This is a genomic window from Pantoea sp. DY-5 (genome assembly GCF_019795955.1).
In the GTDB taxonomy this organism is placed as follows: Bacteria; Pseudomonadota; Gammaproteobacteria; order Enterobacterales; family Enterobacteriaceae; genus Pantoea; species Pantoea leporis.
Genome location: NZ_JAIMIE010000008.1, coordinates 158088 through 173963 on the forward strand (window position 1 = coordinate 158088; position 15876 = coordinate 173963).

Annotated in this window: 17 protein-coding genes; 12 read left to right on the forward strand and 5 right to left on the reverse strand. The window is 56.9% G+C overall.

Annotation, left to right across the window (positions count from 1 at the left end; all coding sequences use genetic code 11):
- The first annotated feature begins 32 nt into the window (after positions 1–32).
- The 12 genes from pilM to trpS all read left to right on the forward strand — a co-directional run bounded on the left by pilM (position 33) and on the right by trpS (position 10015).
- Complete coding sequence (gene pilM / locus K5Y30_RS21835) at positions 33–842, forward strand: pilus assembly protein PilM (protein WP_222213366.1); 810 nt, start codon at positions 33–35, stop codon at positions 840–842.
- Positions 842–1384 (forward strand): PilN domain-containing protein, encoded by a 543-nt coding sequence (locus tag K5Y30_RS21840; protein ID WP_222213367.1) that lies wholly within the window; start codon positions 842–844, stop codon positions 1382–1384. The genes pilM and K5Y30_RS21840 overlap by 1 nt, the downstream gene beginning before the upstream one ends.
- Positions 1377–1871, forward strand: a complete 495-nt coding sequence (locus K5Y30_RS21845; RefSeq protein WP_101762670.1) for a hypothetical protein — start codon at positions 1377–1379, stop codon at positions 1869–1871. Before K5Y30_RS21840 ends, K5Y30_RS21845 begins: the two co-directional genes overlap by 8 nt.
- The gene (locus tag K5Y30_RS21850) at positions 1861–2238 is read left to right on the forward strand and encodes a HofP DNA utilization family protein (RefSeq protein ID WP_222213368.1); all 378 of its coding nucleotides are present in this window, start codon (positions 1861–1863) and stop codon (positions 2236–2238) included. Before K5Y30_RS21845 ends, K5Y30_RS21850 begins: the two co-directional genes overlap by 11 nt.
- On the forward strand, positions 2183–3442 hold the full coding sequence (gene hofQ, locus K5Y30_RS21855) for a DNA uptake porin HofQ (RefSeq protein WP_222213369.1): 1260 nt from the start codon (positions 2183–2185) through the stop codon (positions 3440–3442). The genes K5Y30_RS21850 and hofQ overlap by 56 nt, the downstream gene beginning before the upstream one ends.
- Positions 3443–3923: 481 nt before the next feature.
- Positions 3924–4445, forward strand: coding sequence for a shikimate kinase AroK (aroK, locus tag K5Y30_RS21860; RefSeq protein WP_008107887.1), 522 nt, complete (start codon positions 3924–3926; stop codon positions 4443–4445).
- A 39-nt stretch (positions 4446–4484) separates the two neighbouring features.
- Positions 4485–5573 (forward strand): 3-dehydroquinate synthase, encoded by a 1089-nt coding sequence (gene aroB, locus K5Y30_RS21865; protein WP_222213370.1) that lies wholly within the window; start codon positions 4485–4487, stop codon positions 5571–5573.
- A 64-nt stretch (positions 5574–5637) separates the two neighbouring features.
- The gene (locus tag K5Y30_RS21870; RefSeq protein WP_222213372.1) at positions 5638–6675 is read left to right on the forward strand and encodes an SPOR domain-containing protein; all 1038 of its coding nucleotides are present in this window, start codon (positions 5638–5640) and stop codon (positions 6673–6675) included.
- Positions 6676–6772: 97 nt separating this feature from the next.
- Positions 6773–7585 carry an adenine-specific DNA-methyltransferase gene (gene dam / locus K5Y30_RS21875; protein WP_101762665.1) on the forward strand — a complete coding sequence of 271 codons (813 nt, stop codon included), beginning with the start codon at positions 6773–6775 and terminating at the stop codon, positions 7583–7585.
- 65 nt (positions 7586–7650) lie between these two features.
- The gene (gene rpe / locus K5Y30_RS21880; protein WP_101762664.1) at positions 7651–8334 is read left to right on the forward strand and encodes a ribulose-phosphate 3-epimerase; all 684 of its coding nucleotides are present in this window, start codon (positions 7651–7653) and stop codon (positions 8332–8334) included.
- Complete coding sequence (locus tag K5Y30_RS21885) at positions 8318–8995, forward strand: phosphoglycolate phosphatase (RefSeq protein WP_222186035.1); 678 nt, start codon at positions 8318–8320, stop codon at positions 8993–8995. The genes rpe and K5Y30_RS21885 overlap by 17 nt, the downstream gene beginning before the upstream one ends.
- Before the next feature lie 15 nt (positions 8996–9010).
- Positions 9011–10015: a tryptophan--tRNA ligase gene (gene trpS / locus K5Y30_RS21890; RefSeq protein WP_222213374.1), complete on the forward strand. Its 1005-nt coding sequence runs from the start codon at positions 9011–9013 to the stop codon at positions 10013–10015.
- Between the two features lie 48 nt (positions 10016–10063).
- On the opposite strand, the gene K5Y30_RS21895 is transcribed toward trpS, so the two are convergent.
- From K5Y30_RS21895 to nirB, 5 genes are all read right to left on the reverse strand, one after another.
- A complete protein-coding gene (locus K5Y30_RS21895) occupies positions 10064–10510 on the reverse strand; it encodes a hypothetical protein (RefSeq protein WP_222186037.1) in 447 nt (148 codons plus the stop codon).
- Positions 10511–10585: 75 nt separating this feature from the next.
- Positions 10586–11950, reverse strand: coding sequence for a siroheme synthase CysG (gene cysG, locus K5Y30_RS21900; protein ID WP_222186038.1), 1365 nt, complete (start codon positions 11948–11950; stop codon positions 10586–10588).
- 45 nt (positions 11951–11995) lie between these two features.
- Positions 11996–12799 carry a nitrite transporter NirC gene (gene nirC / locus K5Y30_RS21905; RefSeq protein WP_222186039.1) on the reverse strand — a complete coding sequence of 268 codons (804 nt, stop codon included), beginning with the start codon at positions 12797–12799 and terminating at the stop codon, positions 11996–11998.
- A 30-nt stretch (positions 12800–12829) separates the two neighbouring features.
- Entirely contained in the window at positions 12830–13156 is a 327-nt protein-coding gene (nirD, locus tag K5Y30_RS21910; RefSeq protein ID WP_222186040.1) for a nitrite reductase small subunit NirD, read from the reverse strand.
- Positions 13153–15693, reverse strand: a complete 2541-nt coding sequence (gene nirB / locus K5Y30_RS21915) for a nitrite reductase large subunit NirB (RefSeq protein WP_222213376.1) — start codon at positions 15691–15693, stop codon at positions 13153–13155. Before nirB ends, nirD begins: the two co-directional genes overlap by 4 nt.
- Between the last annotated feature and the right edge of the window lie 183 nt (positions 15694–15876).

The following is a 15876-nucleotide window of genomic DNA, read 5'->3' on the forward strand; positions in this document are numbered from 1 at the left end:
TCTGACCTTTTAATGATAAGGAGATCGCGCGTATGGCTTTTCAGCGCTGGCAAATTGGACTGGATATCCAAAACGGACAACTGTGTGCCCTTGGCATCGAACGCCGACGTCATGGTTGGCAGTTGCGACACTGGTGGCAACAAACGCTGCCGCAAGATACGTTAAGAAACGGCGTGCTGCAAACCACGCCTGCGTTACTGGATATGTTAGGGCGCTGGCAGCGCCATCTGCCGAGGCGCTATTCACTGCGCGTTGGCCTGCCGCCGCAGTTGGTATTGCAACGCACTTTGCCGCTGCCGGAAACCTCGCTGCGTGAACCCGCGCTGGGGCGCTATGTGGCGGCTTCTGCGCAGCGTCTGTTTCCCGTCGAACCCGCTTCGCTGTCGCTGGATTATCGCTCACCGGGCAAGGATGCACCGCTTTACGTTACCGCGGCACGGCGCGAGGTGATTACGCAATGGCTGACGCCGCTCAAGCAGGCAGGTCTGCGACCGGACGTATTCGAACTGAGTAGCCTGGCGCTGACGCAGATCGCCATGCGCCTGCCGTTACGCCACAACCACTTATTGATTCATCCGCTTAGCGATCATTGGCTATGGACGCTGGTGGGGGAAAGCACTACATCAGGCGCGGCCACCGAACCTCTCACCCTCGCACAGCTGCGCGAAACCTTCCCGCAGATGGAAAGCGTATTCTGCACCTCAACTCAGGTTTTGCCTGAGGAGCAGGTTAAACGCTGCAAGCCGTTTTCGCTGCTGCACTATCTGCAACCGCCGTTGCCTGCACAGGAAGGTATTTTTGCCATCGCGCTTGGGCTGGCGCTGCGCCCGGAGGATGTCTGATGCTGGCGGTCAACCTGCTTCCCTGGCGCATCCAGCAATCGCAGCGGCGGCGCCAGCAGAGCCTCTCGCTGCTGTCGCTTACGCTGGTCTGCACCTTGCTGATCCTCTCATTAATGTGGTGGCGCGGCGTCATTGCACGGCAGCAACAAACGGACGCGCTGATGGATATCACCTCTCTCCTCAGCGCACTGCAGCAACAGCTGGAACAGCAGCAATCGCTGTTGAAGCTGCGTGAATCACTCCTTCAGGCGCAGCAGGCACAGCTGCAACGGCAAGATCAGCATCAGCGCTGGCAGCATTTTTGGCAGCAACTGCCGGAGTTAATGCCAGACACCTTGTGGCTCAATCGCCTCGAACGTCGGCAAGGGCAACTGGTGTTGGAAGGGCGGGCGCAGAGCATGGCGGCTGTCAGTGATTTTCGTCATCAGCTCATGACTCAGCCGCTGTTCAGCAGCGTAAAGCAGGGCGGTGTGAAGCGCGAAGCGGGCGGCGACTATCGTTTTGCTTTGCATGCGCGCGTGCAGGAGGTAGCCGATGAATGAACTCCTGCAGCGCTGGCTGATGCTCACGCTGCCGCTGCGCATGCTGGGACTTTTGACGTTATCGCTGGGGCTGTTTGCGCTGACGTGGATCGTGCTGCTTCGGCCGCAGCAGCAGATGCGTGAAGCGCAAGCGCGGCAGCTGGAACAGATGCGTCAACAGCAGCAACAGCGGTTGCAACAGCTGGCTTCACTTCCGGCGATTGATGTGTTGCAGAGCGAGATTAGCCTGCTGCAGCAACCCACGAAGGATACCGGCACTCAGCAAACGCTGGAGCGAATCGTGGCAGCGCGCGGCAATCAGCTGGAAGCCTGGCATCCGGATAGCCAGCCGCAGCAACTGCAATTAAGGCTTGCCTGGCCGCAATTTCTGCCGCTGTTTAGTGAACTAGCCAGCACCCGATTACCGGTGCCACAACGCTTTCAGCTGCAAGCCGAGCAAGGCGTATTGAACACGCAACTGTGGCTGGAGAGTGACGATGCGGAGTAGCGCCTTGCTGTTGTTACTCTGCAGCTCGCTGGCACTGGCGCGCGATCCTTTCCAGCCGCTGGCAGCAACGCTGTGTCAGGCGCAGGTTGCTGCGCCAGAAGGCTGGCGCTTACAGGGCATTATTGGCACGGCGCCGCACTACGTGGCGTGGCTGGTGTCACCTCAAGGCAAAAGCCATCGGCTGGATAATCAAGCGCCTTTTCCCCAGCCGCCCTGGCAAGTCGTGCAGCTTACGTCGCGCATGCTGGTGTTGAGCGCAGCACAAAGCTGCACGCCACAGCAAATCACATGGGTAATAAAAGGAGGTTTTTATGAAATGGATGACGTTACTGATGCTGCTGTGTCTGAGCATGCCGCTGCGCGCTAACGACGACCGATTAAGTCTGACGTTTGATGATGCGCCGGTTGAACGCATTTTGCAGGCGCTGGCAGATTATCAGCAGACCAACCTGCTGATTGCGCCGGGCGTTGAAGGTCGGCTGTCGCTGCGATTAGACAATATCGGCTGGGATCACGCGCTCGCGCTGGTGACGCAGCTGGCAAAACTCACCGTGGTGCAGGAAGAGGGTGTTTTGCTGGTCTATCCGGAAAGCTGGCAGCAGCAGCAGGCGCAACAGGAAAAGGTGGAGCGTGAGGAGGAGAAGCAGCAAACGCCGCTGGAACAACAAACCGTGACGCTGCATTACGCCAGCGCCAGCGATATTTACCGCAGCCTGCAAGCCGAACGTTCGTTGATGACGCCGCGCGGTAGCGTCACGGTCGATAGCCGCACCAACAGTTTGCTGCTGCGCGATACGGCTGAGGCATTACGTGACACCGAGCGCTGGTTAAAAGCGCTGGATTTGCCGCTCGAGCAGGTTGAGCTCGCGGCACATATCGTCACCATCAATGAAGAGCATCTGCGCGAGTTAGGTGTTAACTGGGGCACGTCACCGGCAGAAGTGGTAACGCAGGCGTTGCGCAACCCGCTGCTCGAGATTCCTCTTGCGGTGAGTAATCCGGCGTTTCGCGCGGGCGTGACGCTGGGCCAGGTCAGCGGCGAATTGCTCAATCTGGAACTGAGTGCGCTGGAGCAGGAGAACCAAATCGAAATCATCGCCAGTCCGCGCTTGTTTACCTCGCATCAGCAAACCGCCAGCATCAAACAGGGCACGGAAATTCCTTATGAGGTGAAATCGGGCAACAGCGGTGCCACCGCCATTGAATTTAAGGAAGCGGTTTTAGGCATGGAAGTGACGCCGGTGGTGCTGGGAAATGGCCGCATTCAGCTCAAACTGCGGCTGAGCCAGAACTTGCCAGGGCGCAGTGTAAACATTGGCGACAACCAGGTGCTGAGTATTGATAAGCAGGAGATTGAGACTCAGGTGACGCTGCGCGATGGCGAAACCTTAGCGCTGGGCGGCATTTTCCAGCAGCAGCGCACGCAGAGCGAAAAACGCGTGCCCTGGCTGGGCGATATGCCTTTATTAGGGAATTTGTTCCGTCAGCAAACTGATGAGCAGAAGAAAAAGGAGCTGGTGATCTTTATTACTCCCAGACTGGTCAGGGAAGCAGCGCTTACTGCCGGATAAAGCGGAAAATTCGTTCTGGGAGGCCAACTGCGTTGACGCAGGGCTGGAATTAGCTTACAAGGTTTAGCGATTTTCAAAACGGTGTAACGGAACGCGGCAGAATAACCTTCCGAATGACGTTAGTCACAAGCGATACTGACGTCAAAAGAAATATCGCCAAAATAATTCGAGCTCCAGTAAGACGTTAAATGAGTGAATGCACTGTGCTTACATCGGTAAGCGATGACAGTGGATGACCCCGGCCAGCGTGCCTGTAGCACGAAATATAGCGGATCAGCGGAGGTGCGTTACCGTCTCGCGAACCACAGACCGGTCCTGTTAAGAGGTCGCCGGGGGCAATTTATTCGGTTGCCAAACGGCCATGAGTGTTGAGATAATTTTCCGTCTGACTCTTGTTAACGCTCATGAGGTCTCAGTTCCTGTCCCGCCAGCTATGCTGAACGCGGGGTATCATCAACGAATTCTTAGTAATACCGATAAAATGGCAGAGAAACGCAATATCTTTCTGGTTGGGCCGATGGGTGCCGGCAAAAGCACTATTGGTCGTCAGTTGGCTCAGCAACTCAATATGGAATTTTTCGATTCCGATCAGGAAATTGAGCGACGCACCGGAGCGGATGTAGGCTGGGTATTTGATGTGGAAGGCGAAGAAGGCTTCCGCGATCGTGAAGAAAAGATCATTAATGAGCTGACCGAGAAGCAAGGCATTGTCCTCGCGACCGGTGGCGGCTCAGTCAAATCCCGCGAGACCCGTAATCGTCTCTCCGCCCGCGGTGTGGTCGTATACCTTGAAACCACCATCGAAAAGCAACTTGCACGAACCCAGCGTGATAAAAAGCGTCCGCTGTTGCAGGTTGAATCACCGCCGCGCGAAGTACTGGAAGCGCTAGCTGGTGAACGTAATCCGCTTTATGAAGAGATCGCTGATGTCACTATTCGCACTGACGATCAGAGTGCAAAAGTGGTGGCCAATCAGATCATCAACATGCTGGAAAAGAACTAATCCAGCGCCCTGAGGGCTCAGCAATAGGTATCGGTCATCATGGAGAAGATCACTGTCTCACTCGGGGATCGCAGTTACCCCATCACCATCGCTGCCGGACTGTTTAACGATCCGGCTTCTTTTTGGCCGCTCAAAGCAGGCGACAATGCCATGCTGGTGACAAACCAGACCTTGGCGCCGATCTATCTTGAACCCCTGTCAGCGCTGCTCAGCAATGCCGGCATTGAGGTAGATCAGGTAATTTTGCCTGATGGTGAGCAGTACAAAACGCTGGCGGTCATGGACGAGGTATTCACCGCGCTGCTGAAAAAGCCGCACGGTCGTGATACCACGTTGATTGCACTCGGTGGTGGCGTGATTGGTGACTTGACCGGCTTTGCTGCAGCCAGCTATCAGCGTGGCGTGCGCTTTATTCAGGTGCCGACCACGTTGTTGTCTCAGGTTGACTCCTCCGTCGGTGGAAAAACTGCGGTAAACCATCCACTCGGCAAAAACATGATTGGGGCGTTTTATCAGCCCGCGTCTGTCGTGGTGGATACTCATTGCCTGGCCACTCTGCCACCGCGCGAATTAGCGTCCGGTCTGGCGGAAGTGATCAAATACGGCATTATCCTTGATGGCGAATTCTTCCAGTGGCTAGAGCAAAATCTTGATGCTCTGCTGGCGCTGGATGAAAAAGCCTTGGCTTACTGCATCCGTCGCTGCTGCGAGCTTAAAGCCGAAGTGGTTGCGGCTGACGAGCGCGAAACCGGCGTACGTGCACTGCTCAATCTGGGCCATACTTTTGGTCATGCGATTGAAGCGCACATGGGCTACGGCAACTGGCTGCACGGCGAAGCGGTGTCGGCTGGCATGGTGATGGCCGCACGTACCGCTGAACGTTTAGGGCAGTTCACCTCGGTTGAAACCGATCGCATTATCGCACTGCTGCTGCGTGCGGGTTTGCCTGTACATGGCCCGGCGAGCATGGCGGCGGAAGATTATTTGCCACACATGATGCGCGATAAGAAAGTGCTGGCGGGCGAGCTGCGTCTGGTGCTGCCTCTCGCTATTGGCCGCTCTGAAGTGCGTGGCGGTGTGGCTCATGATATGGTGCTGGCAGCAATTAACGATTGCCAGAAACCCTGATTATTAGAAGTGATGAGTGGTGATGCGGCGTGTGGGAAACGCGTCGTTTTACGGAGGAGGCTAAATGGATGAGTTCAAACCGGAAGACGAATTAAAACCTGACGCCAGTGACCGCCGTCCGACGCGGCCACGCAAATCGTCTTCTGCGCCGAAAGTGAAAGTACCGGTTTCCCGTCAACATATGATGATGGGCATTGGTATTTTGGTTCTGCTGTTGGTGGTGCTGGGGATTGGTTCAGCATTAACCGGCCCAGACGAGAAGAAACCCGCAACCAATACCGCAAATAATGGCGCGGCACCATCTGCCGGTGGCAGCGAAAAGAACATCGACCTTTCGGGATCGACGTCCATGAGCGGCCAGCAAAACGCCACGCCTTCTGCTGAAGGCAGCGTAGCGCAAAACACCGCGGGCACAACTGCACCAGCGGGCAGCGATGGTCAATCCATCTCGATGCCATCAGTCTCCTCGACGCCGACGCAAGCTGCGCCTGTGGATACGCCAGCTAATCAACAACGTGTCACGCTGCCGGGCGATCTCAATAGTGCGCTGAACAATCAGCAAGGTTCTGTCGATGCAGCAGCACAAGGCGCGCAGGGTAATAGCTCGCTGCCAACCGCGCCGGCCACAGTCAGCGGCAACGGTAAAGCGATCACGCCGCCAGCCATGCGTTCAGAAACCCCCGCGCGCACCAGCAACAACGGTACGCGCGAGACGCACGCGTCGACTCCGCACAAAACACCGGCCGCCACTAAACCGGCACCTGTAAAAGAGAACAACACGCGCACCACCGCAACGCGCAATCCCGCGCCTGCCAGTGCGAGCGGTGCCAGCAAATCGCTGCCATCGGGCGGAAACTACACGCTGCAGTTGAGCGGTGCGTCGAAAGAAGAGAGCCTGAACGCCTGGGCGAGAAAACAGAACCTAAGCGGTTATCACGTGTATAAAACCACGCGTAACGGCGAACCTTGGTATGTGTTGGTGAGCGGCGCTTACGCCACGCCAGCCGATGCGAAACGCGCCGTGGCATCGCTGCCAGCGGAAGTGCGTGCGGCCAATCCGTGGGTAAAACCGCTTAGCCAGGTGAAGAAAGAAAGCAAGTAATGAGATGTGGGGCCGCAAACATGCGGCCCCGTTTAAAGCGCAGAGCTGCTGTCGGTTCCACCACAGCCAATAATTAAGATGTAATAACCACGACAGCATGAAAAAAAATCGCGCTTTCCTGAAATGGGCCGGAGGGAAATACCCGCTCCTTGATGACATCCGTCGTCATTTGCCACAAGGTGATTGTCTAATCGAACCCTTTGTCGGCGCCGGTTCCGTGTTCCTCAACACCGACTATGACCGCTATCACCTGGCGGACATCAACGGTGATCTCATCAATCTGTATAACATCGTCAAAACGCGTACCGCGGCTTTCATTGAAGACGCGCGCCAGCTTTTCAACGCTGAAGGCAACACGGCAGAAACCTACTACGCGCAGCGCATCGCCTTTAATGCGAGCAAAGATGAATATCAGCGCGCGGTGCTGTTTCTGTATCTCAATCGACACGGTTATAACGGTCTGTGCCGCTACAATTTGCGCGGTGAGTTTAACGTGCCTTTTGGCCGGTATCGCAAGCCGTATTTCCCGGAAGCGGAGCTGCTCTGGTTTGCCGAACGGGCGCAAAAAGCGACCTTTGTCTGTGAATCGTACGATGTTACTCTGAACAACGCCGTTGAAGGCTCAGTGGTTTATTGCGATCCGCCGTATGCCCCGCTTTCGGCGACAGCGAATTTTACCGCTTACCACACCAACAGTTTTAGTCTGCGCGAGCAGCAGCATCTGGCTGAGTTAGCCAATAAGCTTTCGCAGCAAAATCGCATCCCGGTACTGATTTCTAACCACGATACGGTACTCACGCGTGAGTGGTATCAGAATGCGGATTTACACATAGTCAAAGCCCGGCGTTCCATCAGCCGAAGCATAAGTGGTCGCACGCAAGTCGACGAACTGCTGGCGCTTTTCCGCTAGCCTGTTTCGTCCGCGACCAAGGCATTACGCCAGCTCAGGCTGGCGCACAAAATTGGGAGAATCGGATGAAACAATTTTTACTGGCCCCATCAATTCTGGCTGCTGACTTCGCGCGTTTGGGTGAAGACACGGCCAAAGCGCTGGCGGCAGGTGGTGATGTGGTCCATTTCGATGTGATGGATAACCACTACGTTCCCAATCTGACGATGGGGCCTATGGTGCTTAAAGCGCTGCGCGATTACGGCATCACTGCACCTATTGATGTGCATCTGATGGTTAAACCTGTGGATGCATTGATCCCGGAATTCGCTAAAGCAGGCGCCACCTTCATTACTTTCCACCCGGAAGCCAGCGAGCATGTTGATCGCACGCTGCAGCTGATCAAAGAGCATGGTTGCAAAGCGGGTCTGGTGTTCAACCCTGCGACGCCGCTCCACTACCTCGATTATGTAATGGATAAGCTGGACATCATTCTGCTGATGTCGGTGAACCCAGGCTTTGGCGGTCAATCCTTCATTCCCGGTACGCTCGACAAACTGCGTCAGGCGCGTCGCCTGATTGATGAGAGTGGCTACAACATTCGTCTGGAAGTGGATGGCGGCGTGAAAATCGATAACATTGGCCAGATTGCTGCCGCCGGTGCCGATATGTTTGTTGCCGGTTCCGCGATCTTCGGCCATCCGGATTACAAAAAAGTGATCGATGAGATGCGTGGCGAACTGGAGAAAGTTAATGGCTCATTTCACTGATATCCGCGCGCTGGCGTTTGACCTCGACGGTACGCTGGTCGATAGCGCGCCGGGCCTGGCACAAGCCATCGATCATGCGCTGAGCGATCTGCAGCTGCCGCCGCCGGGTTTGGCATTGGCTTCTACCTGGATTGGTAACGGCGCTGACGTGATGATGACCCGCGCGCTGACCTGGGCGCTGGGACGCGAGCCGCATGCCGAAGAGCAACGCGATGCGCGTGCGCTGTTTGACAAATATTACGCGCAAACGGTAGAAGCGGGCAGCACGCTATTCCCGCAGGTGAAAGAGACGCTGGCGGCCTTGCAGGCGAAAGGCCTGCCGCTAGCGATCGTCACTAACAAGCCCACGCCGTTTGTGGCGCCGCTGTTGAAGTCGCTCGGGATTGCTGAGTACTTCACGCAGATTATCGGCGGTGACGACGTGATTGTGAAAAAGCCCCATCCAGCGGCCATTTTCCTCGTCCTTGGCCATTTTGGCGTGCTTCCGGGACAATTGCTGTTTGTCGGCGATTCCCGCAATGATATTCTCGCGGCCCAGGCGGCAGGCGTACCGAACATTGGTATGACATTTGGCTACAACTACGGTGAGCCGATTGCGACAAGCCAACCCGATTTAACTCTCGACTCTTTTGACGAACTTTTGCCCGCTATCGGGCTGTGATTATCAGGACATAACATGAGCAAACCCATCGTTTTCAGCGGCGCCCAGCCTTCCGGTGAACTGACCATTGGCAACTATATGGGTGCGCTGCGTCAGTGGGTGCAGATGCAGGATGATTTCCACTGCATTTACTGCATCGTCGATCTGCACGCCATTACCGTACGTCAGGATCCTGTTGCGCTGCGTAAAGCCACGCTGGATACCTTAGCGCTCTATCTTGCCTGCGGCATCGACCCGGCGAAGAGCACCATCTTTGTTCAGTCGCACGTGCCAGAGCATGCGCAGCTGAGCTGGGTGCTGAACTGCTACGCCTATTTTGGCGAGCTGAGCCGCATGACGCAGTTCAAAGATAAATCCGCGCGCTACTCGGAAAACATCACCGCAGGCCTGTTTGATTATCCGGTGCTGATGGCGGCCGATATCCTGCTGTATCAAACCAATCAGGTGCCGGTTGGCGAAGATCAGAAGCAGCATCTGGAGCTGAGCCGCGATATCGCCCAGCGTTTCAATGCGCTGTACGGCGATGTGTTCAAAGTGCCTGAGCCGTTCATTCCGAAATCGGGTGCACGCGTGATGTCGCTGCTTGAGCCGACCAAAAAAATGTCCAAGTCAGACGACAACCGTAACAACGTGATTGGTCTGCTGGAAGACACCAAAGCGGTGGTGAAGAAGATCAAACGCGCGGTGACCGACTCCGCCGAGCCGCCAGTGGTGCGTTACGACGTCAAAGAGAAAGCTGGTGTGTCTAACCTGCTGGACATTCTTGCGGGCGTGACCGGTAAAACCATTGCGCAGCTGGAGCAAGAGTTCGAAGGCAAAATGTACGGCCATCTGAAAGGTGAAGTGGCTGAAGCGGTTTCCGGCATGTTGACCGAGCTGCAGGAGCGCTATCATCGTTTCCGTAACGACGAAGAGTTGCTGAATCAGGTGATGCGCGATGGCGCAGCGAAAGCCCGTGCTCATGCGCAGGAAACGCTGAAGAAAGTGTATGAAGCGGTGGGTTTTGTCGCACAGCCTTAAGCGGTGTGCGGATAGAAAAAAACGGCGGGTCATTTGACCCGCCGTTTTTTATTTGATGCGATGTAACGCCAGTTCCGCGCCATCCCAGAACAGGCGTGCGTTACCGTCAGCCAGCACGCTGATCACCGCGCCCGGCGCAGGTCCCCAAGCCTGATTGCCACAACTCACATTGAAGCCGTAACGGAAGCTGAAGTCACGATCCTGACCTGCGCCATTGGCGGCGCTCAGGCGCGGTTTACCGTTGCAGTTATCGACGGAAGGATTGATGCTGCGCTCGTCAGTGCCACGCGTCCAGGTTATCGCATTCGGCTTAAACGCCACGCGCGCGCCCATAAACTGCGGGTCATTCTTGATATACAACTGACCGACTTCCTTCTTAGGCGTCACCGCCACCACCTGCCATTCACCGACCACGTTCGACCAGGTAACGGGAGCGGCGGTAGCAACCGCGCTCAGCGGCAATAACAACGCGCAAACCATTGAAGCAACGCGCATGGAAACTCCTTATTTACGAGAAAGATGGCCCATAGTCTGGCGACAAAGCGCAGCGCTGTACAGTTTTTTGCCGTTTCAGAACCAGCGTAACTGTGAACGCAGTCCCACTACGCGACCAACAATAATCAGCGCCGGACTGGCAAACTGCTGCGCCAGCGTGGCCAGATCCGCCAGCGTTGCGGTCTCGACGCGCTGCTGCGGCGTGGTGCCGTTCTGCACGATCGCCACCGGCATCGCGGCATCCATGCCGTGTTGCAACAGCTGCTGCTGGATTTCCGGCGCCTGCGCCAGCCCCATATAGAACACCAGCGTTTGCTGTTCAGCCGCCAGCTTGCGCCACTCGATTTCGCCATGCTGCTGCAAATGGCCGGTGACGAAACGCACGCTCTGCGCGTGGTCGCGATGCGTCAGCGGAATACCGCTGTAAGCAGAACAGCCCGAGGCGGCGGTGATGCCCGGTACCACGCTAAACGGGATGTTGTGCTGCGCCAGCAGTTCCAGCTCTTCACCACCGCGGCCAAAGATAAAGGGATCGCCGCCTTTTAGTCGCACCACCCGCTTGCCGCTCTGCGCCTGCTCAAGTAGAGCCTGGTTTATCTGCGATTGCGGTACGCAGTGATTGCCGGCTTGTTTGCCGACAAAGATGCGCTCCGCATCGCGGCGGACCAGATTGAGAATCGGCGCCGAGACCAGGCGGTCATACACCACCACATCGGCCTGCTGGATATGCTGCAAGCCTTTCAGCGTCAGCAGCCCCGCATCGCCCGGCCCGGCGCCTACCAGCACCACTTCGCCTTGCTGCGATAGCGGCGCATCGAACAAGGTCTCGACGATGTGCTCGGCGCGTGGCCGATCGCCATTCGCCAGAGTTTGCGCCAGACGATCGCTCACGAAGAAGCGCTCCCAGAAAGCGCGCCGCTGCGCCATGCTGTTAAAGCTACGCTTCACACGATTGCGCAACGATCCGGCCAGTGACGCTAACTCACCCAGATGTTGTGGCAGCATCGCTTCGAGTTTTTCACGCAGCAAACGCGCCAGCACCGGCGCGCGACCGCCAGACGACACGGCGATCATCAGCGGCGAACGATCAACAATCGACGGCATAATCGCGCTGGCTTCCTGCGGCGCATCCACCAGATTGCAAAAGATGCGCCGCCGCTCAGCCGCATCGCCAACCTGCTGATTCACCTCATCATCATCGGTGGCGGCAATCACCAGCCAACAATCCGCGAGCCAGCGCTCGTCAAACGCGCCGGGTAATAAGTTCAACTTTCCCTGTTGTGCCCACTGCTGAAAAGCGGGGGAGAAATCCAGCGCGCCAACCTGCAAATCGGCACCGGCGTCCAGCAGCAAACGCGCTTTGCGTTCTGCCACATCGCCACCGCCCACCAGCAAACAGCGCTTGCCTTGCAGGCGGCAAAACAGCGGAAAGTAGTCCATAGCTCATCCTGAAAAAAGCCCGCGCAAGGCGGGCTGAAAAAAGTGTTATGCCGTTTTGAGCGGCGCGGCTTGCGCTTCGGCCTGCGGGCGCTGCGCCTGCGGTGTGGCGTACCAGTAACCGAGGCCCATCAGCACCATGCCGGAGAACATATTGCCCAGCGTCACCCACAGCAAGTTGTGGCCGATGCCGCTTAGAGTGAACTCCGCATTATGCTGACCAAACCACGACAGCGCAAAGACCGTCATGTTGGCAATCGAGTGTTCGTAGCCGGAAGCGATGAACGCCAGCAAACACCACCAGATGGCGATGAACTTCGCCGTTCCTTCGGTACGCACCGCCATCCAAATCGCCAGACACACCAGCCAGTTACAGAGCGCGCCTTTAAAGAACAGCGCCATGGCGGTCTGCGTGGTTTTCGCCAGCGCCGCGCTGTGCAGCAGCGATCCGGCATTCGGCAGCAGCGGACCTGCCGCATAGTAATAAATCAGCGCGACCAATACCGAACCGGCAAGATTGCCCAGCCAGGTTTGCGGCAGCACGCACCACATCTGGCCTTGCTTGATGCTGCCGGCTTTGACGCCGATGGTCAGGAACATGGTGTGGCCGGTGAACAACTCGGAACCGGCGATGATCACCAGCGTTAAGGCGATACCGAAAGTCGCGCCCATCAGCAGCGGACGATAAGCCGGATCGACCAGATTGCCGAGCGTAAAGATCAGGATAATCGCCAGGCCAACGTAAGCGCCCGCCATCGCCGAGCTGATCCAGAAGGCCAGCGGGCTGTGCTGCGCGGTACGCACAATGCGCGCCGCGTTGGCGGCGCATTTATTCAGGGTGTCAGTAAACATAGTGACGTCTCATAAAGTGAAGGAATGCTGTCAGGTGCAGATCTCAACCTTGCCATCGCGAACGCGCACCGGATAGCTGGCCACCGAGCGCGCTTCGTCTTCCAGACACAAGCCATCGCTCAGGCGGAAGCGCTGTTTTTTCAGTGGACTCGCCACCCACAGCGCCTGCTGATGCTCCGCAATCAGACCGCGTGATAACACGCTGGCCTGGGCGAAAGGATCGATATTGCTCAAGGCGTAGAGTTGTTCATCGTCGTGCGGACGGAAGAGAGCAATCTGCTGGCCTTTGATCAGCGCACATACGCCGGTCGCGGGCAGAATTTGGCTCAGTTCACACACCGAATGCCACTGGCTCATGCGTCGATCTCCTCAATCAGAGCGACCGCAATGCGCTCGGCGGGTTGCGCCGGACGATGCTGATCGCGTTGGTTGATATGCTGTACCAGCGGATCGCGGCGATCGCTGTTGATAAAAGTGCTGAAATGGCGCTGCTGTTGCGGATCCTGCACCGTCGCGGTCCATTCACATTCCACTGCCGCGCGCAGACGCGCCAGCTCCGTTTCCAGCTGCGTATTCAGACCGAGTTTGTCATCGACAATCACGCTGCGCAGGTAATCGATGCCGCCGTCCATGCTTTCCAGCCACAGCGAGGTGCGCTGCAGGCGATCGCCGGTGCGGATGTAGAACATCATGAAGCGGTCGAGATAGTGCAGCAGCGTATCGCGATCGAGATCGGCAGCCAGCAAATCGGCGTGACGTGGCTTCATGCCGCCATTGCCGCACACATACAGGTTCCAGCCTTTCTCGGTGGCGATGATACCCACGTCTTTGCCCTGCGCTTCGGCGCATTCGCGCGTGCAGCCGGAGACGCCAAACTTCATCTTGTGCGGGGTACGAATGCCTTTGTAGCGATGCTCCAGCTCAATGCCGAAGCCGAGGCTGTCCCCTACGCCAAAGCGGCACCAGACGCTACCAACGCAGGTTTTCGCCATGCGCAGCGCTTTGGCATACGCTTGTCCGGTTTCAAAACCGGCATCAATCAGCTGCGTCCAGATCGCTGGCAGATCGTCGCGCTGCGCACCAAATAGGCCGATACGCTGCGAGCCAGTAATTTTGGTGTAGAGATTGTATTGCTGCGCCACGGCACCAATCGCCATCAATCCTTCCGGCGTGATTTCGCCACCGGCCGAGCGCGGGATCACCGAGTAAGTGCCGTCTTTCTGAATATTGCCGAGGAACAGATCGTTGCTGTCCTGCAGCGGTGCGAGCTGTGGCTTCAGCACGTATTCGTTCCAGCAGGAAGCCAGCAGTGAACCAACCGTCGGTTTACACACCTCGCAGCCGTAGCCCTGACCATATTTCGCCAGCAGCGCGTCGAACGATTTGATCTCTTCCACGCGGATCAGGTGATACAGCTCCTGACGCGAATAGGGTAAGTGCGCACACAAATGATTGTTAACTTCGATGCCCTGACGGCTCAGTTCAGCGTTCAGCACCTGAGTAATCAAAGGAATACAGCCGCCGCAGCCGGTTCCGGCGCGGGTTTCGGTTTTCAGCGCCGCGACGGTGTGGCAACCGCCTTGCACCGCTTTGACGATGTCGCCTTTGCTGACGTCGAAGCAGGAGCAGATTTGCGCGCTGTCTGGCAGCGCATCAGCGCCCATTACCGGTTTCTCGCCGCTGCCCGCAGGCAGGATCAGCAACGCCGGATTTTCCGGTAGCGCGATGTTATTCAACGCCAGCTGCAGCAGATTGCCGTAATCGCTGGTGTCACCGACCAGCACCGCGCCCAGCAGCGTGCGGTTATCTTCGCTGACGATCAGGCGCTTATAGATATTTTTCTGCTCATCGAGCCACACGAAGCTGCGCGCGCCCGGCGTGCGGCCATGCGCATCACCAATGCCACCGACATCAACGCCCAGCAGTTTCAGCTTGGCGCTCATGTCCGCTCCGGCAAACGTGTTGTCGCGGCCAACTAACCGGTCGCTGGCGACCTGCGCCATTTTGTAGCCCGGCGCGACTAAGCCATAAATACGGTTCTGCCAGGCGGCACACTCACCAATGGCGAAGATGTCCGCATCGCTGGTCTGGCAATGATCGTCAATGGCGATACCGCCGCGCGCGCCCAGCTGCAGGCCGCACTGTTTGGCTAGCTTGTCCTGCGGGCGAATGCCGGTGGAGAAGACGATGAAATCGACATCCAGCGCGCTGCCGTCAGCAAACTCCAGCGTTTTACCGCCTTGCGCGTGATGGACGATCTGCTGGGTGTTTTTGCCGGTGTGAACGCGCACGCCCATCTGCTCGATCTTACGGCGCAGCTGCTCGCCGCCCTGAGAATCGAGCTGTTCCGCCATCAGCACCGGTGCGAACTCAATGACGTGGGTTTCGACGCCGAGGTTTTTCAGCGCGCCTGCCGCTTCCAGTCCCAACAGGCCGCCGCCAATTACCGCGCCGCGTTTGCTGCGGCGTGAACAGGCTTCAATGGCGTTGAGATCTTCAATGGTGCGATAGACATAGCAATCACTGCCTTCCGCGCCGGTAATCGGTGGAATCCACGGATAAGAGCCGGTGGCGAAAATCAGCGTGTCGTAATGCACCGCGCGACCGCTATTCGAGTGAATCAGTTTTTCGTCACGGTTAATGGTGATAGCACGTTCGCCGAGCAGCAGCTTTACCTGATGCTTTTCGTAATACCCTTCGCGAACCAGTGAGAGTTCTTCGGCGGTGTGATGGGAAAAATAGGCGGAAAGGTGGACGCGGTCATAGGCGACGCGGGGTTCTTCACAGAAAACGGTTATCGCAAACTGACTGGATTGATCTTTGTCGATAAGTTCTTCTATAAAGCGGTGGCCGACCATGCCGTTGCCAATAATAACGACACTGTGCTTGCTCATGCTTGCCTCAAAAATTGCGGTATCTGCGCTTACCTTAACGCGGCGCTTTTGGCGCTTATTGATGTACATCAAGCGCGCCCTTATATACCTATTTAGAGGTATGTAACTGATTTTGAACGAATTAGTTAAGTGACTTATTTGGTTGGTTATTGTTCAGGTCGCCATGAATGGCGACCCTACGTT

Coding starts and splice junctions, on each gene's coding strand:
- trpS (WP_222213374.1), top strand. CDS start 9,011: ATGAGCAAACCCATCGTTTTCAGCGGCGCCCAGCCTTCCGGTGAACTG.
- nirB (WP_222213376.1), bottom strand. CDS start 15,693: ATGAGCAAGCACAGTGTCGTTATTATTGGCAACGGCATGGTCGGCCAC.
- cysG (WP_222186038.1), bottom strand. CDS start 11,950: ATGGACTACTTTCCGCTGTTTTGCCGCCTGCAAGGCAAGCGCTGTTTG.
- dam (WP_101762665.1), top strand. CDS start 6,773: ATGAAAAAAAATCGCGCTTTCCTGAAATGGGCCGGAGGGAAATACCCG.
- K5Y30_RS21845 (WP_101762670.1), top strand. CDS start 1,377: ATGAATGAACTCCTGCAGCGCTGGCTGATGCTCACGCTGCCGCTGCGC.
- rpe (WP_101762664.1), top strand. CDS start 7,651: ATGAAACAATTTTTACTGGCCCCATCAATTCTGGCTGCTGACTTCGCG.
- K5Y30_RS21870 (WP_222213372.1), top strand. CDS start 5,638: ATGGATGAGTTCAAACCGGAAGACGAATTAAAACCTGACGCCAGTGAC.
- hofQ (WP_222213369.1), top strand. CDS start 2,183: ATGAAATGGATGACGTTACTGATGCTGCTGTGTCTGAGCATGCCGCTG.
- K5Y30_RS21895 (WP_222186037.1), bottom strand. CDS start 10,510: ATGCGCGTTGCTTCAATGGTTTGCGCGTTGTTATTGCCGCTGAGCGCG.
- K5Y30_RS21885 (WP_222186035.1), top strand. CDS start 8,318: ATGGCTCATTTCACTGATATCCGCGCGCTGGCGTTTGACCTCGACGGT.
- nirC (WP_222186039.1), bottom strand. CDS start 12,799: ATGTTTACTGACACCCTGAATAAATGCGCCGCCAACGCGGCGCGCATT.
- K5Y30_RS21850 (WP_222213368.1), top strand. CDS start 1,861: ATGCGGAGTAGCGCCTTGCTGTTGTTACTCTGCAGCTCGCTGGCACTG.
- aroK (WP_008107887.1), top strand. CDS start 3,924: ATGGCAGAGAAACGCAATATCTTTCTGGTTGGGCCGATGGGTGCCGGC.
- pilM (WP_222213366.1), top strand. CDS start 33: ATGGCTTTTCAGCGCTGGCAAATTGGACTGGATATCCAAAACGGACAA.
- aroB (WP_222213370.1), top strand. CDS start 4,485: ATGGAGAAGATCACTGTCTCACTCGGGGATCGCAGTTACCCCATCACC.
- nirD (WP_222186040.1), bottom strand. CDS start 13,156: ATGAGCCAGTGGCATTCGGTGTGTGAACTGAGCCAAATTCTGCCCGCG.
- K5Y30_RS21840 (WP_222213367.1), top strand. CDS start 842: ATGCTGGCGGTCAACCTGCTTCCCTGGCGCATCCAGCAATCGCAGCGG.